Annotated in this window: 18 protein-coding genes; 5 read left to right on the plus strand and 13 right to left on the minus strand. The window is 69.4% G+C overall.

The genetic code is table 11. The annotated features are described in order from the left end of the window. The first annotated feature begins 161 nt into the window (after positions 1–161). The gene (locus DD542_RS19300) at positions 162–1,979 is read left to right on the plus strand and encodes a methyl-accepting chemotaxis protein (RefSeq protein ID WP_241559603.1); all 1,818 of its coding nucleotides are present in this window, start codon (positions 162–164) and stop codon (positions 1,977–1,979) included. A 6-nt stretch (positions 1,980–1,985) separates the two neighbouring features. Here DD542_RS19300 and DD542_RS19305 read toward each other — a convergent pair whose 3' ends face one another. Then, positions 1,986–3,245, minus strand: a complete 1,260-nt coding sequence (locus DD542_RS19305) for a c-type cytochrome (RefSeq protein ID WP_206610694.1) — start codon at positions 3,243–3,245, stop codon at positions 1,986–1,988. Continuing rightward, positions 3,242–3,871 (minus strand): c-type cytochrome, encoded by a 630-nt coding sequence (locus tag DD542_RS19310; protein WP_241559814.1) that lies wholly within the window; start codon positions 3,869–3,871, stop codon positions 3,242–3,244. Before DD542_RS19310 ends, DD542_RS19305 begins: the two co-directional genes overlap by 4 nt. A 175-nt stretch (positions 3,872–4,046) precedes the next feature. Between DD542_RS19310 and DD542_RS19315 the strand changes: the two genes are divergently transcribed. Beyond that, complete coding sequence (locus DD542_RS19315; protein WP_079367392.1) at positions 4,047–4,277, plus strand: cysteine-rich CWC family protein; 231 nt, start codon at positions 4,047–4,049, stop codon at positions 4,275–4,277. 36 nt (positions 4,278–4,313) lie between these two features. On the opposite strand, the gene DD542_RS19320 is transcribed toward DD542_RS19315, so the two are convergent. Then, positions 4,314–5,795 (minus strand): DegQ family serine endoprotease, encoded by a 1,482-nt coding sequence (locus DD542_RS19320; RefSeq protein ID WP_127806745.1) that lies wholly within the window; start codon positions 5,793–5,795, stop codon positions 4,314–4,316. Positions 5,796–5,887: 92 nt separating this feature from the next. Here DD542_RS19320 and DD542_RS19325 point away from each other — a divergent pair, with 92 nt between their 5' ends. After that, complete coding sequence (locus DD542_RS19325; RefSeq protein ID WP_164868438.1) at positions 5,888–6,577, plus strand: DUF1345 domain-containing protein; 690 nt, start codon at positions 5,888–5,890, stop codon at positions 6,575–6,577. Here DD542_RS19325 and DD542_RS19330 read toward each other — a convergent pair whose 3' ends face one another. Further along, on the minus strand, positions 6,578–7,915 hold the full coding sequence (locus DD542_RS19330; RefSeq protein WP_127806747.1) for an ATP-binding protein: 1,338 nt from the start codon (positions 7,913–7,915) through the stop codon (positions 6,578–6,580). Further along, positions 7,912–8,571: a response regulator transcription factor gene (locus DD542_RS19335; protein ID WP_127806748.1), complete on the minus strand. Its 660-nt coding sequence runs from the start codon at positions 8,569–8,571 to the stop codon at positions 7,912–7,914. The genes DD542_RS19330 and DD542_RS19335 overlap by 4 nt, the downstream gene beginning before the upstream one ends. Before the next feature lie 127 nt (positions 8,572–8,698). Between DD542_RS19335 and DD542_RS19340 the strand changes: the two genes are divergently transcribed. Both DD542_RS19340 and DD542_RS19345 read left to right on the plus strand, forming a co-directional pair. Then, a complete protein-coding gene (locus tag DD542_RS19340) occupies positions 8,699–10,204 on the plus strand; it encodes an MFS transporter (protein ID WP_127806749.1) in 1,506 nt (501 codons plus the stop codon). A gap of 4 nt (positions 10,205–10,208) precedes the next feature. Continuing rightward, complete coding sequence (locus DD542_RS19345; RefSeq protein WP_066156823.1) at positions 10,209–10,994, plus strand: class II glutamine amidotransferase; 786 nt, start codon at positions 10,209–10,211, stop codon at positions 10,992–10,994. Here the strand turns inward: DD542_RS19345 and DD542_RS19350 are convergent. The 8 genes from DD542_RS19350 to lptE form a co-directional block, all read right to left on the minus strand. Beyond that, positions 10,981–11,556, minus strand: a complete 576-nt coding sequence (locus tag DD542_RS19350) for a hypothetical protein (RefSeq protein ID WP_066156825.1) — start codon at positions 11,554–11,556, stop codon at positions 10,981–10,983. The genes DD542_RS19345 and DD542_RS19350 overlap by 14 nt on opposite strands. A gap of 215 nt (positions 11,557–11,771) precedes the next feature. After that, positions 11,772–12,719: a glutathione synthase gene (gene gshB / locus DD542_RS19355; protein ID WP_127806750.1), complete on the minus strand. Its 948-nt coding sequence runs from the start codon at positions 12,717–12,719 to the stop codon at positions 11,772–11,774. Next, on the minus strand, positions 12,716–13,900 hold the full coding sequence (locus DD542_RS19360; protein WP_127806751.1) for a benzoate/H(+) symporter BenE family transporter: 1,185 nt from the start codon (positions 13,898–13,900) through the stop codon (positions 12,716–12,718). The genes gshB and DD542_RS19360 overlap by 4 nt, the downstream gene beginning before the upstream one ends. Before the next feature lie 19 nt (positions 13,901–13,919). After that, the gene (locus DD542_RS19365) at positions 13,920–15,788 is read right to left on the minus strand and encodes a potassium transporter Kup (protein ID WP_127806752.1); all 1,869 of its coding nucleotides are present in this window, start codon (positions 15,786–15,788) and stop codon (positions 13,920–13,922) included. Between the two features lie 141 nt (positions 15,789–15,929). Further along, complete coding sequence (gene gshA, locus DD542_RS19370; protein WP_066156836.1) at positions 15,930–17,213, minus strand: glutamate--cysteine ligase; 1,284 nt, start codon at positions 17,211–17,213, stop codon at positions 15,930–15,932. A gap of 105 nt (positions 17,214–17,318) precedes the next feature. Then, positions 17,319–18,599, minus strand: a complete 1,281-nt coding sequence (locus DD542_RS19375; RefSeq protein WP_127806753.1) for a glutamate-5-semialdehyde dehydrogenase — start codon at positions 18,597–18,599, stop codon at positions 17,319–17,321. A gap of 21 nt (positions 18,600–18,620) precedes the next feature. Further along, a complete protein-coding gene (gene holA / locus DD542_RS19380; protein ID WP_079367385.1) occupies positions 18,621–19,673 on the minus strand; it encodes a DNA polymerase III subunit delta in 1,053 nt (350 codons plus the stop codon). Positions 19,674–19,677: 4 nt separating this feature from the next. Next, positions 19,678–20,247 (minus strand): LPS assembly lipoprotein LptE, encoded by a 570-nt coding sequence (lptE, locus tag DD542_RS19385; RefSeq protein ID WP_079367384.1) that lies wholly within the window; start codon positions 20,245–20,247, stop codon positions 19,678–19,680. Positions 20,248–20,279: the final 32 nt, after the last annotated feature.

Genomic DNA, 20,279 nt, shown 5'->3' on the forward strand with positions numbered 1-20,279 from the left:
AAGTGGCGCCGGCGCGGCGAAAAGGAGGGAATCCGCCCGTCTGTTCGGGCTCAAGTGCCGTTCGACTTTGGCCGATCATGAACAACCCCGAGGTCTCGCCTACCAGGCCAGACCGTCCAACGCATTCATCAGATGCGGTGTTTCCGTCCAATGAGGTCAACGTGGTCCCAGCTTCGTCAAATTTTCTTCGTCTGTCGATCAAGGCCCGCCTGGTCCTGACGGTCGCCGTGCTGGTGGTGGTCAGCCTGGTCGTCGTCAGCACCTTCAACTTCCTGAGCCTGCGCTCGACCACCCGGGCATCGGTGAACGCCTCGGCGCAAAGTCTGGCCCTGGCGCGCGCCGAGGGCATCGGCCAATGGGTCGCCAGCAAGTCGGCCGTGGTGGGTGCGCTGTTGCCCGCCACCCAGGTGGAAGACCCCATGCCGGCGCTCACCCAGGCGGTCAGGAGCGGGTTCTTCGACACCACCTACATCGGCTACCAGGAAAAAAGGGCGATCTTCTCGAGCCCGCAGAACCTACCGCCCGACTGGGACCCGACCGGACGGCCCTGGTACCTGCAGGCGGCCAATGGCCAGGGCGTGGTGCTGACCGAACCCTATGTGGATGCGGGCAGCAAGAAGCTGGTCATGACCTTCGCGGTGGCCGACCGCAACGGCAGCGACACGCGGGCGGTGGCCGCCGGCGACGTGTTCATGGACGTGGTGGCCGCGGCCGTGACCGCCATCAAACCCACGCCGTCGAGCGATGCCTTCGTGCTGTCGGCCGAAGGCAAGGTGATGGTGCACAGCAACCTGGATCTGGTGCTCAAGGAGGCGTCCAGCCTGAGCCCTGCGCTGACCCCGGCGGCGGTGGCGGCGCTGGGCGCCGACCTGACCGAGGTGGACATCGGCGGCACCGCCCGCCTGTTGACCGCGGTGCCGGTGGCGGGCACCAACTGGAAGCTGGTGATCTCGCTGCACAAGGGCGAAGCGCTGGCCTCGGTGTCGAACTTCCTGCTGCAGTCCCTGATCGGGGCTGTGGTGGTGACCGTGGCGGCCGTGCTGCTGGCGGGTGTGGTGGTCGCGCGTTCGCTCCAGCGCCTGGACCGCCTGCAGGCGGCCATGCAGGACGTGGCCTCGGGCGACGGTGACCTGACCAAGCGGCTGGACGCGAGCGGGCACGACGAGCTGGCGCGCATTGCCCAGGGCTTCAACGCCTTTGTCGACAAGATCCAGGCCACGCTGCGCGACATCCGCGCCACCAGCGACGCCGTGCATGAAGCGTCACGCGAAATCGCCAGCGGCAACCACGACCTGTCGTCGCGCACGGAGTCGGCCGCCTCCAGCCTGCAGCAGACCTCGGCCACCATGGAGGAAATGACCTCGGCAGTCGCACAGTCGGCACAGTCGGCCCAGGAGGCCAACCAGATTGCCGGCGGCGCGGCCGCCTCGGCCGAAAAGGGTGGCGAAGTGGTGGGCCAGGTGGTGGCCAGCATGGAAGCCATCACCCACAGCTCGCGCAAGATCAACGACATCATCTCGGTGATCGATGGCATCGCCTTCCAGACCAACATCCTGGCGCTGAATGCGGCGGTGGAAGCGGCCCGCGCCGGCGAACAGGGCCGGGGATTCGCCGTGGTGGCCGGCGAGGTGCGCAACCTGGCGCAGCGCAGCGCCGAAGCGGCCAAGGAGATCAAGCAGCTGATCGGTCGCTCGGTCGAAAGCGTCGAGGCCGGCTCGGCCCTGGTGGGGCGCACCGGCGAGGTGATGCAGGAGATCGTGCAGAACGTGCGGCGCGTCTCGCAGATGATGCAGGAGATCGCCACCGCCTCGTCCCAACAGCGATCGGGCATCGAGCAGGTGGGCATGGCCATCGGCAACCTGGACCAGATGACCCAGCAGAACGCCGCGCTGGTCGAGGAAAGCGCCGCTGCGGCCAGCGGTCTGCAGGATCAGGCTGAGCGCCTGGCCCGCACCGTGGGCCAGTTCCGCATCGGCTGATCCCCCTCAGCGCACGCGCTGCACGTCCAGCGGGTTCACCGGGTTCGCCTGGTGGCCCCAGCTCTGGCGCAGGAAGCTTGCCACCGCCGCGATCTCGGCGTCCTGCAGCAGGGTGCGGAACGGCGGCATGCCGTAGGGATGCGGGTGGCCCGGCGTGGACGGCGCAAAACCGCCACCGACGATGGCCTGCAGCGCGTTGGTCGGGTCGTCCATGGTGACCACGCGGTTGCCGGCCAGCGGCGGGTACATGCCCTGGCGGCCCTCGCCCTGCTCGCCGTGGCAGTCGGCGCAGTGCTGCCGGTACAGGCGTCCGCCGGCCTCCAGCAGCGAGCCGTCGGCGCGCTTGAAGGCCGGTGGCTCGCGGCCTTGCACCGGCAGGCTCTTCAGGTAGCCCGCCATCGCATTCACATCGGCCTCGGGCAGGTATTGGGTGCCGTGGAACACCACCTCGGCCATCGGCCCGGCCACGCTCGCGCCGTCGACGCTGCCGTTTTTCAGCAGCGCCGCCACGCGCTCCACCGGCCAATCCTGCACGCCCGCCTGGCGCGGGTCGAGCAGCGAGGGTGCGAACCAGCGGCCATCGGGCAGGCGCTCGCCCCCGAAGGCCTCGGTGGTCGCACCCCAGGCGTTGCGCGTGCCGTGGCAGGCGGCGCAGTGGGCGACGCCGTTGACCAGATAGGCGCCGCGGTTCCATTCGGCGCTCTGCGCGGCGTCGGGCCGGAAGCGCCCGGGTTCGAAGAACAGCACGCGCCAGACCGCGAGCGCGGGCTGGGTGCCGTAGGGGAAGCGCAGCGCATGCGGCGTGTTGGGCTGGCGCACCGGCGCCAGGCTGCGCAGGTGGGCCCAGAGCGCGGCCACGTCATCATCGGTCAGGCGTGTGAAGTGCGCGTAGGGAAAAGCCGGGTAGAGCAGCCGGCCGTCGCGCGAGCGGCCTTCGTGCAGCGCGCGCTGGAAGGCCTGCTGCGACCAGGCGCCCAGACCGGTCTCGGCGTCGGGCGTGAGGTTGCCGGCGAACAGGTCGCCGAAGGGCGTGCTGATGCGGCGACCGCCCGCATAGGGTGCGCCCCCGCGCTCGGTGTGGCAGGCCATGCAGTTGCCGGCGCGCGCCAGTTCGGCGCCGCGTGCGAGCAGCGTGGGGTCGGCGGGCACGGCCTCTGTCGACGGTGGCAGCGCGGGGGCGTGCATTTCCACGCCGACCACGGCGCCCAGCAGGGCCAGGCCTGCGACGAAGACGGCGGCGATCCAGCGCAGGGGGCGGCGGCTCATTTCGCAGCTCCCGGCGCGGGCGGCGTCAGCCCGCAGCGCAGCGGCAGTGGCTCGGTGGTGGATGCGGCCGGGTGGGTGTCGGCCGGCAGCGGCTGCGCGGCGAGCCAGCTGGCCACGGCCGCCACATCGGTGGGCGAGAGACGCTGCGCCACATGGGCCATGCAGTCGGGCGCAAAGGCCTTGCGCAAACCGGTCTGCCAGGCGCCGAGCTGGCCGATCAGGTAGTCGCGCGGCAGGCCCAGCAGGCCGGGCACGGCGGGCCGCACACCGGTCATGGCCGCGCCGTGGCAGGCGGTGCAGGCCGGCAGATCACGCGCCGGGTCGCCGCGGCGCACCAGCGCCTCGCCGCGGGCCAGATCGGCGGCGCTGCCCTGCGGCGGCAGCGGTGGCGGGTAGGGCAGGTCCAGCGATGCAAAGTGCTGCGCGATCAGGCGCAGGTAGTCGTCGCTCAGGTGGTCCAGCAGGTAGCGCATGCCGTCGTTATTGCGCCGGCCGTCGCGGAAGTTCAGCAGCTGGTGGTAGAGGTAGTCGGCCGGCTTGCCCGCGATGCGCGGGAAGAAGCCTCCCGGCGTGGCGCGGCCTTCTTTGCCGTGGCAGAGGGTGCAGGCCTGGACGCGCTGGTCCATGGAGTGGGGAACGGTGCGCGGATCGGCCGCCGCCGCGCCGCCAACGGCGAGTGCAAGCACGAACGACACAAGAAGGGGAAAGGGTGACAGGGGCAGCACGGAAGACCTTGGACAGAGTAGTGCAAAAAGTACCACAGGGCGTGGATGACTACACTGATCAGAACCGGCCTTTTCCATGCAGACCACACCCACCTCCGACCCCACCCGCTGCCCGCTCTGCGGCGGCGACAACCGCTGCGCGATGGAGCTTGAGCGCGCGACCGGCCAGCCCCAGCCGCCCTGCTGGTGCGTCGATACCGCGTTCCCGCCCGGCCTGCTGGCGCAGCTGCCCGCGGAAGCCGAAGGCAAGGCCTGCATCTGTGCCGCCTGTGTGGCGCGCTTCGCCGGTGAAGGTCTCGGGCCCTGAATCCGGCACACCGCGCGCCCGCGGTGCCGGGCACCATCAGCCCAGTTTCACCGGCACGAAGATGCGGTCGCCGTCGCGCTGGATCAGCAGCGCCACCGACTTCTGGGCCTTGGCCACCGCCGCACGCACCTGGTCGACGCTGGTCACCGGCGTGCCGTTGACCGCCACCAGCAGGTCGCCCGGCTGCACACCGGCGCGCGCCGAGGCACCGGCCACGTCCTCGATCACCAGGCCACCGTCCACGCCCGCCTCGCGCTTTTCCTGCGGCTGCAGCGGCCGCAGCGCCAGCCCCAGGCGCCCCTGGCTCGCGGCCTTGTCGGCCTGGGCCACCTCGGCCTTCTTGTCGCCCGCATCGCCCAGCTGCGCGCTGAGGGTTTCGCGTTTCCCCTGGCGTGCGAGTTCGAGCGTGACCTTCTCGCCCGGGCTGGCCTGGCCAATGTAGGCCGGCAGGTCGGCCGACGAGACGATGGGCTGGCCGTTGACGCTCAGGATCACGTCGCCGGTCTTCAGCCCGGCCTGCGCCGCCGGGCCGCCGGGTTCGACACCCGAGACCAGGGCGCCCTCGGGCTTGTCGAGCTTGAAGGAGTCGGCCAGCGCCTGGTTCACCTCCTGCACCGTCACGCCCAGCCGCGCATGGCTGGCCTTGCCGGTGGCGACGATCTGGTCGCGCACCTTGCTGGCCACCTCGATCGGAATGGCAAAGGACAGGCCCTGGTAACCGCCCGAGCGGCTGTAAATCTGCGAGTTGATGCCCACCACCTCGCCGCGCGCATTGAACAGCGGCCCGCCCGAGTTGCCGGGGTTGATGGCCACGTCGGTCTGGATGAAGGGCACCAGGCTGTCGTCGGGCAGCGAGCGGCCCTTGGCGCTGACCACGCCGACGGTCACGCTGTTCTCGAAGCCGTAGGGCGCGCCAATGGCCAGCACCCATTCGCCGGGCCGCATCGACTTGGAGCTGCCCAGCGGCACCACGGGCAGGTTCTTCGCGTCGATGCGCAGCACCGCCACGTCGGTGCGCGGGTCGCTCCCGAGCACCTTGGCCTGGAACTCGCGCCGGTCGGTGAGCTTGACCGTGACCTCGCTGGCGTCCTGCACCACGTGGGCGTTGGTGAGGATCAGACCGTCGCTGCTGACGATGAAGCCCGAGCCCTGGCCGCGCACCGGCTGCTCCGAGGGCCCGCCGCGCGGGCCGGCGAAGCCCGGGAAGCTGCGGAAGAAGTCGTAGAACGGGTCGCGCGGGTCGAGGCCGGGCACGCCGGCCCGCTCCTCGTCGGACACCTTCTTCATGCCGCTGACGCTGATGTTGACCACCGCCGCGCCGTGGCGCTCGGCGATGCCCGCGAAGTCGGCCTGTCCCGGGCTGGTGGCGGGCGCCGCCGCCGCCACCAAGGCGGACGGCGAAGGCGCAGCGGCACTGGCGTGCGAACCGTGCAGCCAGGTGGCGCCGGCACCGCCGATCGCACCGGCGGCCGCCAGGGCCAGCACCAGACGGGTGGGGGTGAGGGTGTTGAGTTGCATGATCGCTCCTGTGAAATGGGTTGGACTGGCCAAGAATGTGGGCGCGTTCACTTAGACGGGGCTTAATCCGCCCGCGGTGGCACACTGGCCGCATGAGATCGCACCCCCTGCACGGCTTGCACTGGTCGGCCCGTTTCAGCGCCCTGGAACGCCAGGCGCTGGCGCTGCTGCCCGGGGTGCTGACCGGCCTGGCGGTGGCGCGGCTGGTGGCGGCGCCGGCCGGCACCGCCCTGCTCTGCGGCTGGGTCGCGTACTGCACCACCTACCTGGGGCTGATGGCCCACCTGGCCCACCGCCTCAACGCCGCGGACACCCGGCGCCGCGCGCAGTGGGAGGACCCGGGCGCGGCCATGCTGTTCATGCTGGTCACGCTGGCGGGGCTGGCCTGCCTGGTGGCCGTGGCCATCGCCGCCGACGCCGGCGCCCACCTGCGCGGCGCGCCGCGCATGGCCCACCTGGCGCTGATGGTGCTGTCGCTGATGGGCGCCTGGCTGCTGATCCAGAGCGTGTTCGCGCTGCACTACGCGCGGCGCTACTACCGGCCGGACGGGCATGACCGCCCGCACGTGGGCGGCCTGGCGTTTCCGGGCGGCGAGGCGCCCGACTACCTGGACTTCTTCTACTTCAGCGCGGTGATCGGCATGACCTCGCAGGTCTCGGACGTCGCCATCACCGAGCGCTCGCTGCGCCGGCTGGCCACGGGGCATGGCCTGCTCTCGTTCGCCTTCAACCTCACCGTGCTGGCGCTGGCGGTGAATGTGCTGGCCAGCGCACTGGCCTGATCAGGCCGCCGGCAGCTCCAGCCGCACGCGCAGGCCGCCCAGCGTGGGCGAGGCGTCCAGCCGCAGCGCGCCGCCGTGCATCTGCGCCACCGACTGCGCGATGGCCAGCCCCAGGCCGCTGCCGGTGGAAGGCGCGTCGGGCAGGCGGTAGAAGCGGTCGAGCACGCGCGTGCGCTCGGCCTCGGGAATGCCCGGGCCGCTGTCCTCCACCACCAGCGCCACCCTGCCCGCTGCTTCGCCGGCCAGCACACCGACCTCGATGCGGCCAGCGGCCGGCGCGTACTTGATGGCGTTTTCGATCAGGTTGCGCAGCAGCAGGCGCAGCGCGTCGGCATGGCCCGTCACCATCGCCGTCTCCAGGCCCGACAGCCCCAGCGCCTGCGAGCGGGCCTGGGCATCGGCCACCGCCTCGCCGATCACCGACCTCGCCAGCGCCGCCAGGTTCAGCGGCGCGGCCGGGGCGCCCTCGGCCTGCCGCGCCTGCTGGCGCGCCAGCTCCATCAGCTGGCCGACCAGCCGTGTGGCGCGGTCGATGCCGGCGTCCAGCCGCTGCAATGCGCGCTCGCGGGTCTCGACGCCCTCGGCGCGGCGCAGGCCCTGCACCTGCAGCTTGAGCGCCGCCAGCGGCGAGCGCAGCTCGTGGGCCGCGTCGGCCACGAAGCGCTGCTGCACCTCGAAGGCCTGGCCCAGGCGCTGCAGCAGGCCGTTGAATTCCTGCACCAGCGGGCGGATCTCGTCGGGCAGGTCCTGCCCGGCCAGCGGCGCCAGGTCGTCGGCACTGCGCGCGGCCACCTGCTCGCGCACCCGCGCCACCGGGGCCAGGGTGCGGCGCACCAGCCAGCCCACGGCCAACATCAGGACCGGCGCCAGCCACAGCACCGGTGCGGCCGTGCGCAGCGCCAGGTCGCCGGCCATGCGCCGGCGCACCGCCATGTCCTGCGCCACCTGGATCACCAGGCCGCCGGTGATCACCGAATAGACGCGGTAGGTGGTGCCGTGGGCCACCACGTCGGCGAAGCCCAGCACCGCGCGCGCGGGCAGTTCGGGCCGGTCGGCCGAGCGCAGCAGCAGCGAGCCGTCGACCGACCAGATCTGCAGCACGAAGTCGAAGTCCTGCTGCGACGGCGGCACCGGCAGCACGCCGGTGGCCAGGCCCTCGGGCAGACCGGCGCGCAGGGTCTGGGCGGTCTGGCGCATCTGGTAGTCGAACAGGGCGTCGGCCTCGCCGCGCGCCGCTCGCCAGGCCAGGGCGGCCTGCAGCAGCGCGGTCGCCAGAATGGCCAGTAGCACGAACACCAGCAGGCGGGCGCGCAGGGAAGTCGGCCAGCGCAGCGTCATGCCTTGGGCACCAGGTAGCCGACGCCGCGCACGTTCTGGATCAGGTCGGCGCCCAGCTTCTTGCGCAGGCCGTGGATGTAGACCTCGACCGCGTTGGAGCTGATCTCGTGCTTCCAGTCGTAGAGTTTTTCTTCCAGCTGCGCGCGCGAGAGCACGAGCCCCGGCCGCGCCAGCAGCGGCTCCAGCACCGCCCACTCGCGCCCCGAGAGCACCACCGGTTCGCCATTCACCGTGACCTCGCGCGTGGCCGGGTTGATGCACACGCCCTGGTGCTCGTAGACCGGCTCCGCCCGGCCCGAGGCGCGGCGCAGCAGGGCGCGGATGCGCGCCAGCAGCTCGTCCATCTCGTAGGGTTTGACCACGTAGTCGTCGGCCCCGGCGTCCAGCCCCTCGACCCGCTGCGCCAGGGCGTCGCGGGCGGTGGCGATCAGCACCGGCACGCGGGAACGGCGTGCGCGCAGCCGGCGCAGCACCGATAGGCCGTCCTGCCGCGGCAGGCCGAGGTCGAGCAGCACCAGGTCGTAGTCCTGGGTGCGCAGGGCCGTGTCGGCGGCGTCGCCGTCGCGCACCCAGTCCACGGCGTACTGCTCGGCGCGCAACAGGTCGAGCACCGATTCGCCGATCATCGAGTCGTCTTCCACCAGCAAGAGGCGCATTGCAAACCGCGCCGGCCTGAGTGCCGCGCGCGGGTGCCGGCAATGTTACGCGGCATGCATGCGCGGCATGTCCCCGGCGACGCCGGGCACCAGCAAACCCGATAAGCTGCCGCCTGGACCCGCCCGCATGAACACACCACCCGACCCTCATTCCATCGCCGCCCTGCGCGAACGCCACGGGCCGCGCTACCGCTGGCTGCTGCTGCTCTCGGTGATGGTCGGCACCATGGCCTCGGTCATGTCCTCGACCATCGTCAACGTGGCCATCCCCGACATGAGCCACCACTTCGCACTCGGCCAGGAGCGCGCGCAGTGGGCCTCCTCGGGCTTCATGGCGGCGATGACGGTGTCCATGCTCACCACGCCCTGGCTGCTGACGCGCTATGGCTACCGCCGCACCTACACCGGCTGCATGTGGCTGCTGCTGGTCGGCGGCCTGGTGGGCGGCTTCGCACAGCACTACCCGCTGGTGCTGGCCGCGCGCGTGGCCGAAGGACTGGCCGCGGGCGTGGTGCAGCCGATCCCCGCCATCATCATCCTGCGCGCCTTCGACTCCCAGGAACAGGGCCGCGCCAGCGGCATCTTCGGCATGGGCGTGGTGCTGGCGCCGGCGCTGGGCCCGTCCATCGGTGGCCTGCTGGTCGACGCCTTCGGCTGGCGCTCCATCTTCTTCCTGGTGGTGCCGTTCTGCCTGGCCTCGCTGTGGATGGCGCGGCGCTTCGTGCCGACCACCGCCCCCGGCGGTGCCGCCCCCAATCCGCAGGGCGCCGCGCTGGACTGGCGCGGCCTGCTGCTGGCCACGGCCGGCACACTGTGCCTGCTCAACGGCCTGGTGGAGCTCAAGGGCGGCACGCCCCTCGCGGCGGCCGGGTTGCTGGGCGGGGCCGCGCTGGCGCTGCTGGTCTTCGTGGCACTGCAGCGGCGCATGCTGCTGGCGCGCACCCGCCACCCCGACCAGGGAGTGGACCCGCTGCTGAACCTCTCGCTGTTCCGCGACCGGCGCTTCGCCATGGGGAGCATCGTGGCCTTCATCTACGGCGTGGCGCTGTTCGGCTCGACCTACCTGCTGCCGGTCTACATGCAGATGGGCCTGGGCCTGTCGGCGTCGTTCGTCGGCACCATCCTGCTGCCCGCCGGCCTGGTGCTGGCCGTGACCATCGCCGTCGTGGGCCGGATCTCGGACCGCCAGCCGGCCCACCGCCTGGTGAGCATCGGCCTGCTGTTGCTGGCCTGCTCGTTCGCGCTGATGCCGACCATCGACACCGACCACCGCGCCCAGACCCTCACCCTGCTGGTGGCCTGGGCCATCCTGGGCCGGCTCGGTCTTGGCTTCATCCTGCCCTCGCTGAACGTCGGGGCGATGCGCGGTCTGGCACGTGCACAGATCCCGCAGGGCGCCAGCGCCATCAACTTCCTGCGCATGCTGGGTGGCGCCGCGGGGGTGAGCCTGTGCGGCATCGTGCTGGAGTGGCGAACCGCGGCGCACGGCCTCAAGCTGGTCCCGGGCAACACCGCGCCTGGCCACCTCGCGCCATTCAACGAGACGTTTTTCATGGTTGCAGCCATTTGTGCGCTGGCCATCGGGGCCGCCGTGAAAATGCGCGCAAAAACCGGGAAGGCTGCCGGACAATAGCTGGATGTGCCAGCTGCTCGCCCTCAACTGCGCCACCCCGACCGACGCATCCTTCAGCTTCACCGGCTTCTGCCGGCGCGGTGGTGCCACCGACCACCATGCGGACGGCTGGGGCATCGCCTTCTTCGAGGGCCGGGGCCTGCGGCTGTTCATCGACCACGAGAGCGCGGCCAACTCGCGCATGGCGGAGTTCCTGCGCAGCTACCCGCTCAAGAGCAGGAACATCGTCGCCCACGTGCGCAAGGCCACCATCGGCGAGGTGAGCCTGGAGAACGCCCATCCCTTCACGCGCGAGCTCTGGGGCCGGCACTGGGTGTTCGCCCACAATGGCGACCTCAAGGACTATTTCCCCAAGCTGCACAGCGCGTTCCGCCCGGTCGGCACCACCGACAGCGAGCGCGCCTTCTGCTGGCTGATGCAGGAACTGGCCAAGTCGCACGCCAGCCTGCCCAGCGTCGAGGAGCTGACGCACACCCTGCGCGAACTGATCCCGCAGGTCACCCGCTTCGGCACCTTCAACTTCCTGCTGTCCAACGGCGAGGCGATGTGGGCGCACTGCAGCACGAAACTCCACTATCTGGTGCGCCAGTACCCGTTCTCCAAGGCCACGCTGATGGACCACGACTGGACGGTCAACTTCGCCGAGGTCAACCAGCCCGGCGACCGCGCGGCCGTGATCGTCACCACACCGCTGACCAGCGACGAGCAATGGACCGCGTTCGAGCCCGGGGAACTCAAGGTGTTCGTTGACGGCCTGCCTCAGGGCGGCGGGTCGCTCACAGAATCTTGAACAGCTTCTCGCGCAGCTCTGGCAGTCTGCGGGCACCGGCGCTGTGCCCCGCCATGCTGGTTTCCCAGTCGCGGTAAACCTTGCGCAGGCCTTCCGATCCCTGCGCCTGGAAGATGTTGGTGACCAGGGTGACGCGCATGTTCTGCCCGATGATGGCGTTGATCGAATTGATCATGAAGTTGCGCGCCATCTCGTTGTCCTGGGCGCTGCGGCTGTCCGCCGGCGGAAGCCCCGCCAGGTCTGCCCCGGTGTCGTCCGGCTCGCCTGCGGTGTGAGCCGCCGCCATCCGCTCATGGGACGCGGCCGCCCTGGACGTTGTTGCGGCGGGGGCCTGACCGACGGCTTCAATGCAACCCAGCTGCAGAAGCTGCTCCAGCACCTCTGCGATGTCGCCCTTGCCCACGAGGAAGACCGACAGCTCGTCGGCGGTGCGTTTGCCATCCACCAGCACCAGGGCGCGGCGCACGATCGGTGAAAGTCCCAGGTCGCGCGTCTGGATCTGCTGCTGGCCCAAGGCGGTCTTGGCAAAAATGGTGCGCTTCGTATCGATGTTCTCGGGCATGGTGTGCTGTTCGGATGCTTACTCTCCCCTGGCCCGCGTATTTGTAATGCAGCACCCACACCCTCGCAAGCCAAGCAAGACCGGGTTAACCCTTGTATGCGTACTTTCTACCGATCGAATTTGTCACGATCGGCCGACTTCGGGACCAAGGGTTCTTGATGCATGACCGACGGCGGCCGGCATGCATTTGGCGCTAGCGATTTGGGTGCAAGGGCTCAGCGGCCCAGCGCATCGAGCAAGGCGTCAGCGAACATGGCCGGCACATCGAAGCCGGTCTGGTCGTGAATCTCCTGGAAGCAGGTCGGGCTGGTGACGTTGATCTCGGTGACCTTGTTGCCGATCATGTCCAGCCCCACCAGCAGCAGGCCGCGCGCCGCCAGCACCGGCGCGATGGCCTCGGCCACGGCGCGGTTCTCGTCGGACAGCGGCTGGGCCACGCCCTTGCCACCCGCCGCCAGGTTGCCGCGCACCTCGTTGCCCTGCGGGATGCGCGCCAGCACATAGGGCGCGACCTTCCCGCCGATCAGCAGCAGGCGCTTGTCGCCGTCCACGATCTCGGGCAGGTAGCGCTGCACCATCACGCTGGTGGCGCCGCCCTGGTTGAGCGTCTCGATGATGGAGCCGAGGTTCATGCCGTCGGTGCCGACTCGGAAGATGCCCATGCCGCCCATGCCGTCCAGCGGCTTGAGGATGATGTCCCGGTGTTCGGCGTGGAAGGCGCGGATGGCCTCGGGCGAGCGCGTCACCAGCGTGGGCGGCGCGAACTCGGCAAACTCCATCAGCGCCAGTTTTTCCGGGTGCTCGCGCAGAGCGGAGGGCCGGTTGAACACGCGCGCGCCTTCGCGCTGCGCCTGCTCCAGCAGGTGGGTGCAGTAGAAGAACTCGCTGTCGAACGGCGGGTCCTTGCGCATGACCACGGCGTCGAAGTCTTTCAGCGATTCGACCGCCTCGCCGGTGACTGCGAACCAGTCGTGCGCGTCGCCGGTCAGGCGGATGCGGCGCACCGTGGCGTTGACGGTGCCACCGCTGCGCCAGCCCATGTGGCGTGGCTCGGTGGCGGCGATGGCGTGGCCGCGTTGCTGCAGCTCGCGCATCATGGAAAAAGTGGTGTCCTTGTAGGTTTTGAAGGACTCCAGCGGATCGGCAACGAAGAGGATGTTCATGGTGTGTGCTTTCGGGCTCCGTACTGTTGCACAAACAGCGCCAGCGCGCCGGCGACCACACCCCAAAACGCCGAGCCGATGCCGGCAATCACCACGCCGCTGAGCGTGACCAGGAAGGTGATGAGCGCGGCTTCGCGGTGGGCGTCGTCCTTGAGCGCGGCGTGCAGGCCGCTGCCGATGCTGCCCAGCAGCGCCAGTCCGGCGATCGCCAGCACCAGTTCCTTGGGGAAGGCCAGCAGCAGGCCGGTGACCGCCGCGCCCACCAGGCCGATGGCGATGTAGATCAGCCCGCAGGCCACGGCCGCGGTGTAGCGCTTGTCCTTGTCGGCGTGCGCCTCTTCGCCCATGCAGATGGCGGCGGTGATGGCGCTGAGGTTGAGCGCGTAGCCGCCGAAGGGTGCGAGCACCAGGGTGGCGACACCGGTCATGGTGATGATCCTGGAGATCGGCATGTGGTAGCCCGCGGCGCGGATCGCCGCCACACCCGGCAGGTTCTGCGAGGCCATGGTCACGATGAACAGCGGCAGCGCCAGGCTGACGAAGGCACCGAAGGTGAACTCGGGCGCGGTGAACACCGGCACCGCCCACTGCAGCGTGAGCGCACCGGCGTTGAACTGCCCGTTGGCCACCACGGTCACCACCGCCACCAGCAGCGTCAGCGGCACGGCGTAGCGCGGCAGGAAGCGCCGCCCCAGAAGGTAGGCCAGCAGCATCAGCACCACCAGCGGCAGCGCGGTCTGCGCCGCGGCGAAGGCCTGCAGGCCGAAGCGCGCCAGCACGCCTGCCAGCAGCGCCGACGCAATCGCCATGGGAATGCGGTTCATCACCCGCTCGAACAGGCCGGTCGCGCCCGAGAGGATGATGAGCACGGCGCAGGCCATGAAGGCGCCCACCGCCTGCGCCATCGTGAAGCCGCCGGCCAGGCCGGCCGTGGCCAGCACCGCGGCACCCGGCGTGCTCCAGGCCACCATCACGGGCTTCTTCAGGATCAGCGAGGGGATGGCCGAACAAAGGCCCATGCCCAGGCCCAGCGCCCACATCCACGAGGTGATGAGCTCGGGCGTGGCGCCGAAGGCCTGCGCGGCCTGGAAGACGATGGCGACCGAGCTGGTGAAGCCCACCAGCACCGCCACGAAACCGGCCGTGGCGGCAGAGAGGTTCAGGTCACGGAAAAAAGACATCCGGCGATTGTGCCGGGCGTCAGATCTCCAGCTTGGAGCCCAGTTCAATGACGGCGTTGGCCGGCAGGTTCAGGAACTCGGCCGCCGCACCCGCGTTGTGGTGCATCTGCGCGAACAGCTTCTCGCGCCACAGCGCCATGCCCTCGCCCAGCGTGGGCACCACCAGGTCGCGCGAGAGGAAGTAGCTGGTCAGCATGGGCTCCAGGTCGCAGCCGCGACCGCGCATCAGTTCCAGCGCCTTGGGCACGTCCGGGTCGTTCTTGAAGCCGTAGTGGATGACGACTTGCCAGCAGTCGTGGCCCAGCGGCTCCACTTCCAGTCGCTTGTCCAGGCCGATCCAGGGGCGTTCGTGGCTGCGCACGGTGACGAACAGGTTCTGTTCGTGCAGCACCTTGTTGTGCTTGAGGTTGTGCAGCAGCGCGTTGGGCACGGTGCCGGTGTCCGCGGTCAGGAACACGGCCGTGCCGGCCACCCGCGTGGGCGGGTCCATGAACACGGCTTCGAGGAAGCTGTCCAGCTCGATCGCCTCGGCCTGCTGCGCCCGGGCCATCAGGGCCCGACCCTGTTTCCAGGTCATCATCAGCGTGAACACCACGCCACCGATCAGCAGCGGGAACCAGCCGCCCGCAAACAGCTTGAGCAGGTTGGAGCTGAAGAAGGCCAGGTCGACGATGAAGAACCAGCCGGTGGCGGCCACGCACAGGGCCAGCGGGTACTTCCAGCCGTAGCGGATGACGAAGAAGGTCAGCACCGTGGTGATGAGCATGTCCAGCGTGACCGCGATGCCGTAGGCAGCCGCCAGGTTGGACGAGGACTTGAACATCACCACCGCCAGCACGATGGCGGTGAACAGGCCCCAGTTGACGAAGGGGATGTAGATCTGCCCGGTGTCGCTGACGCTGGTGTGGCGGATGTTCAGGCGCGGCAGGTAGCCCAGCTGGATGGCCTGCTTGGTCACGCTGAAGGCGCCGGAGATCAGCGCCTGCGAGGCGATCACCGTGGCCATGGTGGCCAGGCCCACCAGGGGCAGCAGGGCCCAGTCGGGCGCCATGTTGAAGAAGGGGTTCTTCACCGCCTCCGGGTCTTCCAGCAGCAGCGCGCCCTGGCCGAAGTAGTTGATGGTGAGGCAGGGCATGACGATGGAAAACCAGGCCAGGCGGATCGGCTTCTTGCCGAAATGGCCCATGTCGGCGTACAGCGCCTCGCCACCGGTGACGCACAGCACCACCGCGCCCAGGATGATGAAAGTCGTGCCCGGCTGCTCCCACATGAAGCGCAGCGCATGGTGCGGGCTGAGCGCCCCCAGGATCTCGGGGTGGCCGACGATGTGTGGGACCGCCAGCAGGGCGATGGACAGGAACCACAGCACGGTGATCGGTCCGAAGAACCGGCCGATGCCACCCGTGCCGCGCTTTTGCACGAAGAACAGCGCGAACAGCACCAGCAGCGTGATGGGCACCACGTATTTCCTGAAGTGGGGCGACACCACCTCCAGACCCTCCACCGCGGACAGCACCGAGATGGCCGGTGTGATGACGCCGTCGCCGTAGAACAGCGAGGTGCCGAAGATGCCGATGGCCAGCAGCCACTTGCGCAGTTCGGGCTTGTCTTTCACCGCCTGCGAGGCCAGCGCCAGCATCGCGATCAGGCCGCCTTCGCCGCCGTTGTCAGCGCGCAGCACGAGGGTGACGTACTTGAGGGAGACGATGACCGTCAGCGTCCAGAAGACGATGGAGAGCACGCCGTAGACGTTGGCGTGGGTGAAGGGCACATGGCCCGACCCGAAAATTTCCTTGATGGCGTACAGCACCGAGGTGCCGATATCGCCGTAGACCACACCGATGGCGCCCAGGGTGAGCGCAGCAAGCGACGACTTGTTCGAGGACACAAAACCGTCCGGCCCGGGCGGGCCAGACCCGTTGTCTGGAAGACCGCGATTCTGCGCCCGCGCCCACCTGGCTGTCAGCCGGGAGATGGCCTCAAACGGACGGCCGGGCGCCGGATGTTGCGGCGCAACAACCGTCCGGCGTCAGTCGTAGGTTTCGGCCTCGGGGTCGGTGGCTTCGAGTTCGTAGGCGGCCGACAGCATGGCCAGCCGGCCGATCACCCCGTACATGTAGAAGCGGTTGGGCACGCTGGCCCCGGGTTTGGCACCCGGCTGCGGCAGCTGGGCGCTCTGCTCGAAGGCCAGGGGCACGAAGCTCGCGCCCGGGGCCGACAGGCTCTCGTCGGTGCTGCGGTCGGCGTGCACGCGGTAGAAGCCCCCCACCACGTAGCGGTCCATCATGTAGACCACCGGCTCGGCCACGGCGGCGTTGATGCGCTCGTTGGTGAGCACGCCTTCCTGGATGATCACTTCGCCGATCGCGTGCCCCGCAGTGGCCTTGGCGCGCGCCTGGAACCAGGCATCGTCCAGCTCCTTGGCGTCGCGCACCGTCAGCTGGCCCAGCGCCGCATGGCTGTTGTCGGCCTTGATGACGACAAAGGGCTTCTCGTTGATGCCGTATTCCTTGTACTTGCGCCGCACGCGCGCCAGCAGCGCGTCGGTGTTGCTGCGCAGGCACTCCAGCCCGCTCTGCTCGGCGAAGTTCACCGCGCCGCACTGGTTGAACATGGGCGTGATCAGCCAGGGGTCCATGCCCAGCAGTTTGCCGAAACGCTTGGCCACCTCTTCATAGGCCTTGAAGTGGTTGCTCTTGCGGCGGATGCCCCAGCCGGCGTGCAGCGGCGGCAGCAGGTACTGCTCGTGCAGGTCTTCCAGGATGCCCGGCGCACCGGCGGCCAGGTCGTTGTTGAGCAGGATGGTGCAGGGGTCGAAGTGCTTGAGGCCCAGGCGGCGCTTGCTGCGGATCAGCGGTTCGAGCGTGACCGACTCGCCGCCGGGCAGGTCGAAGGTGGTCGGTGCCTTGATGTCGTTGGACAGCGAGCCCAGGCGCACGTTCAGGCCGGCCTGGTAGAAGATGCGCTGCAGCTGCGCCAGGTTGGCCAGGTAGAAGGAGTCGGTGCGGTTTTCCGGCACCAGCAGCAGGTTCTTGGCCTCGGGGCAGATCTTCTCGATCGCCGCCATTGCCGCCTGCACCGCCAGCGGCATCATCTCGGGCGTCAGGTGGTTCCAGGCGCCGGGGTAGAGGTTGGTGTCGACCGGTGCCAGCTTGAAGCCGGCGTTGCGCACGTCCACCGAGGTGTAGAACGGCGGGGTGTGCTCCATCCATTCCAGACGGAACCAGCGCTCGATCACCGGCGTGGACTCGAGGATCCGCTGCTCCAGCTCGTTGATCGGACCGGTCAATGCCGTGACGAGGTGCGGAACCATGGGACAACCTTTGCGCGAAGAATAAGACGACCGCCCCATTGTAGGGACCGGCCAAGACAGCCAAAGGTCGGAAATGGGGGCGGCGGCCCGGCTTGCAAGCCCCGCTCAGGTGCGGATTTCGCCTTCGCCCAGCACCACGTACTTCAGCGAGGTCAGGCCTTCGACGCCGACCGGCCCGCGGGCGTGGAACTTGTCGGTGCTGATACCGATTTCGGCGCCCAGCCCGTACTCGAAACCGTCTGCGAAGCGGGTGCTCGCATTCACCATGACACTTGCCGAATCGACCTCGCGCAGAAAGCGCTGGGCGTGCACGTGGTCGGTGGTGAGGATGGCGTCGGTGTGGTGGCTGGAATAGCGGTTGATGTGGGCGATGGCCTCGTCCACGCCGTCCACCAGCTTCACGCTGACGACGGGCGCGAGGTATTCCTCGCTCCAGTCCTGTTCGCTGGCGGTCGTCACATGGGCACCGGGCACGGCGGCCAGGATGGCCAGGGCCTCGGGGCAGCCGCGCATCTCCACACCCTTGGCGGCGTAGACGGCGCCGATCTTTGGCAGGAACTCAGCCGCCACGCCGCGCGCCACCAGCAGGCTTTCGGTGGCGTTGCAGGGGCTGTACTTCTGGGTCTTGGCGTTGTCGGCCACCTTCACCGCCATGGCGATGTCGCAGGGGTCGTCCACGTAGGTGTGGCAGTTGCCGTCCAGGTGCTTGATGACCGGCACCTTGGCCTCGGCGCTGATGCGCTCGATCAGGCCCTTGCCACCGCGCGGGATGATCACGTCCACGTACTGCGGCATGGCGATCAGCTGGCCCACGGCGGCGCGGTCGGTGGTGGGCACCAGCTGCACCGCGTCGGCCGGCAGACCCGCGGCCACCAGGGCCTGCTGCACCAGCGCGGCGAGCGCCCGGTTGGAATCGATGGCCTCGGAACCGCCGCGCAGGATGCAGGCGTTGCCACTCTTGATGCTCAGGCTGGCGGCCTCGATGGTCACGTTCGGGCGGCTCTCGTAGATCATGCCGAACACGCCGATGGGCACCCGCATCTGGCCCACGCGGATGCCGCTGGGCATCTGCTTCATGCCCGAGATCTCGCCGATGATGTCCGGCATGGCCGCCAGCTGCTCACAGCCCTCGGCGCAGGTCTCCAGCACCTTGGGCGTCAGCTTGAGCCGGTCCACCATGGGCTCGGCCAGACCGGCGGCGCGGGCCCGCTCCAGGTCTTTCGCGTTCTCCACCTGCAGCGGGGCGACGTTCTCGCGAAGCAGGCGCGCCAGCTCGCGCAGCGCCTTGATCTTGGTCGCGGCACCGGCCTTGGCCATCAGCGCCGAAGCGGCCTTGGCCTGGCTGCCCAGGGTGTTCATCAGTTCGGAAGTGGAAATCGCGTTCATCACGCGATTTTCGCAGAGTGCCTACTTCAGCGCACAGGCATTGGCCACCCTCAGTGCCATGCGGTGCAGGGCGTCCCACGGATCGGCCGGCCAGTCGGGCTGCTTGAGCCCCTTGACGATGCCGTCCACCGTGTGCGCGTCCTGCAGCCACTGCGCCAGCTGTGCGGGCCGGATCAACGGCAGCGCGCGCTCCATCAGCTTTTCCTTGACACCCCAGACCCGGTTCTCGCGCAGTGCCATGGGCAGCGGCCGGCCGGCGTCCATCGCGGCGCGCACCCGGTGCAGCGTGCGGATGTCCTCGGACAGCGCGAAGTGCACCAGCACCGCAGCCTCCCCCTCGGCCTGCAGGCCATCGAGCATGCGCTGCACCCGCAGCACCTGGCCGCCCAGCACCGCCTCGGCCAGCTTGAACGGCGTGTAGCGGGCCACGTTCAGCACCGCGTTCTCGATCTGCTCGAAACTCAGTTCGCCAGCCGGATACAGCAGACCCAGCTTCTGGATTTCCTGGTGCGCCGCCAGCAGGTTGCCCTCGACCCGGTCGGCAAAAAACTGCAGCGTGCGCTGCCCTGCTTCTCCGGCCGACACCCGCTGCCCCTGGGCCTGAAGGCGCTGGGCGATCCAGGCGGGCAGCGCCTGCCGCTCGACCGGGTCCACCCGGACGGTGACCCCAAAACTGTCCAGAGCGCCAAACCAGGCGCCCTTCTGCGTGGCCATGTCCAGCCGCGGCAGCAGCACCAGCGTGAGGGTCGAGTCGTTGTCCCGCGCGGCCTCGGCCACTTGCTGCAGCACCTGCGAGCCGTCCTTGCCCGGTTTGCCCGACGGGATCTGGATCTCGATCAGCTGCCGGTCGGCAAACAGGCTCATCGAACCGCCGCTGGCCAGCACCTCGCTCCAGTCGTAGTGGGCACCGGCCACGGTGTGCACGGTGCGCTCGGTGTAGCCCTGGGCGCGCGCGGTGGCACGGATCGCATCCGCCGCCTCCTGGATCAGCAGCGGCTCATCACCGTGCAGCGTGTAGAGGGAGCGCAGTCCCTTTTGCAGATGCCCGGCCAGCTGCGGGGCGGCAAGCTGCATGGGATCAGAGGGTCTTCACAGCGGCGAGCCGGCGCAGCACCTGCTGCACGATGTCGCCGTCCATGTCGCGGAACATCAGGTTCTCTTCGGCGGCCTTGGCCAGGGCCGCCGTTTCGCTGAAGCTGATGTCGCGCTCCAGCAGCAGCTCGGTGTCTTCGATCAGGATCTTTCCCGCCGGGGTCACCAGCCGGAAACGGAACCGGGCGCGCAGGGTCAGTTCCCGCACCTGGCCGGTGTCGGTCTGGCCGGACACCACGCGCTCATGGCGGTCCAGTGTGACGATGAGCACCACCTGCGGCGGCACCGCGGCCTGCGCGGGATCCACCGGCGCCCGGGCGCCAGCCGACGAATTGACCACGCGCAGCCCCGACGACACCAGCGCCTGCTGCAGCGACCGGGACACCGAGGTGTTTTCAAAGCCCGCCACCTGCACCGACTCGAACGCGAACTTGGGCGCCTGGCGCAGCGCAAAACCGCAGCCCGTCAGACCGGCCAGAAGACCTGCCGAACCGGCCGCTGCCAGACCCCGCAGGGCGGCCCGACGGGCCGGTGATTTCAGGACAGCAGGGGCCATGGCTTGGGTTCTCGCTCGGTTGAAAGGGGACA

The organism is Hydrogenophaga sp. NH-16 (assembly GCF_004006415.1).
In the GTDB taxonomy this organism is placed as follows: Bacteria; Pseudomonadota; Gammaproteobacteria; order Burkholderiales; family Burkholderiaceae_C; genus Hydrogenophaga; species Hydrogenophaga pseudoflava.

Coding starts and splice junctions, on each gene's coding strand:
- DD542_RS19305 (WP_206610694.1), bottom strand. CDS start 3,245: ATGAGCCGCCGCCCCCTGCGCTGGATCGCCGCCGTCTTCGTCGCAGGC.
- DD542_RS19310 (WP_241559814.1), bottom strand. CDS start 3,871: ATGGACCAGCGCGTCCAGGCCTGCACCCTCTGCCACGGCAAAGAAGGC.
- DD542_RS19315 (WP_079367392.1), top strand. CDS start 4,047: ATGCAGACCACACCCACCTCCGACCCCACCCGCTGCCCGCTCTGCGGC.
- DD542_RS19320 (WP_127806745.1), bottom strand. CDS start 5,795: ATGCAACTCAACACCCTCACCCCCACCCGTCTGGTGCTGGCCCTGGCG.
- DD542_RS19325 (WP_164868438.1), top strand. CDS start 5,888: ATGAGATCGCACCCCCTGCACGGCTTGCACTGGTCGGCCCGTTTCAGC.
- DD542_RS19330 (WP_127806747.1), bottom strand. CDS start 7,915: ATGACGCTGCGCTGGCCGACTTCCCTGCGCGCCCGCCTGCTGGTGTTC.
- DD542_RS19335 (WP_127806748.1), bottom strand. CDS start 8,571: ATGCGCCTCTTGCTGGTGGAAGACGACTCGATGATCGGCGAATCGGTG.
- DD542_RS19340 (WP_127806749.1), top strand. CDS start 8,699: ATGAACACACCACCCGACCCTCATTCCATCGCCGCCCTGCGCGAACGC.
- DD542_RS19345 (WP_066156823.1), top strand. CDS start 10,209: ATGTGCCAGCTGCTCGCCCTCAACTGCGCCACCCCGACCGACGCATCC.
- DD542_RS19350 (WP_066156825.1), bottom strand. CDS start 11,556: ATGCCCGAGAACATCGATACGAAGCGCACCATTTTTGCCAAGACCGCC.
- gshB (WP_127806750.1), bottom strand. CDS start 12,719: ATGAACATCCTCTTCGTTGCCGATCCGCTGGAGTCCTTCAAAACCTAC.
- DD542_RS19360 (WP_127806751.1), bottom strand. CDS start 13,900: ATGTCTTTTTTCCGTGACCTGAACCTCTCTGCCGCCACGGCCGGTTTC.
- gshA (WP_066156836.1), bottom strand. CDS start 17,213: ATGGTTCCGCACCTCGTCACGGCATTGACCGGTCCGATCAACGAGCTG.
- DD542_RS19375 (WP_127806753.1), bottom strand. CDS start 18,599: ATGAACGCGATTTCCACTTCCGAACTGATGAACACCCTGGGCAGCCAG.
- holA (WP_079367385.1), bottom strand. CDS start 19,673: ATGCAGCTTGCCGCCCCGCAGCTGGCCGGGCATCTGCAAAAGGGACTG.
- lptE (WP_079367384.1), bottom strand. CDS start 20,247: ATGGCCCCTGCTGTCCTGAAATCACCGGCCCGTCGGGCCGCCCTGCGG.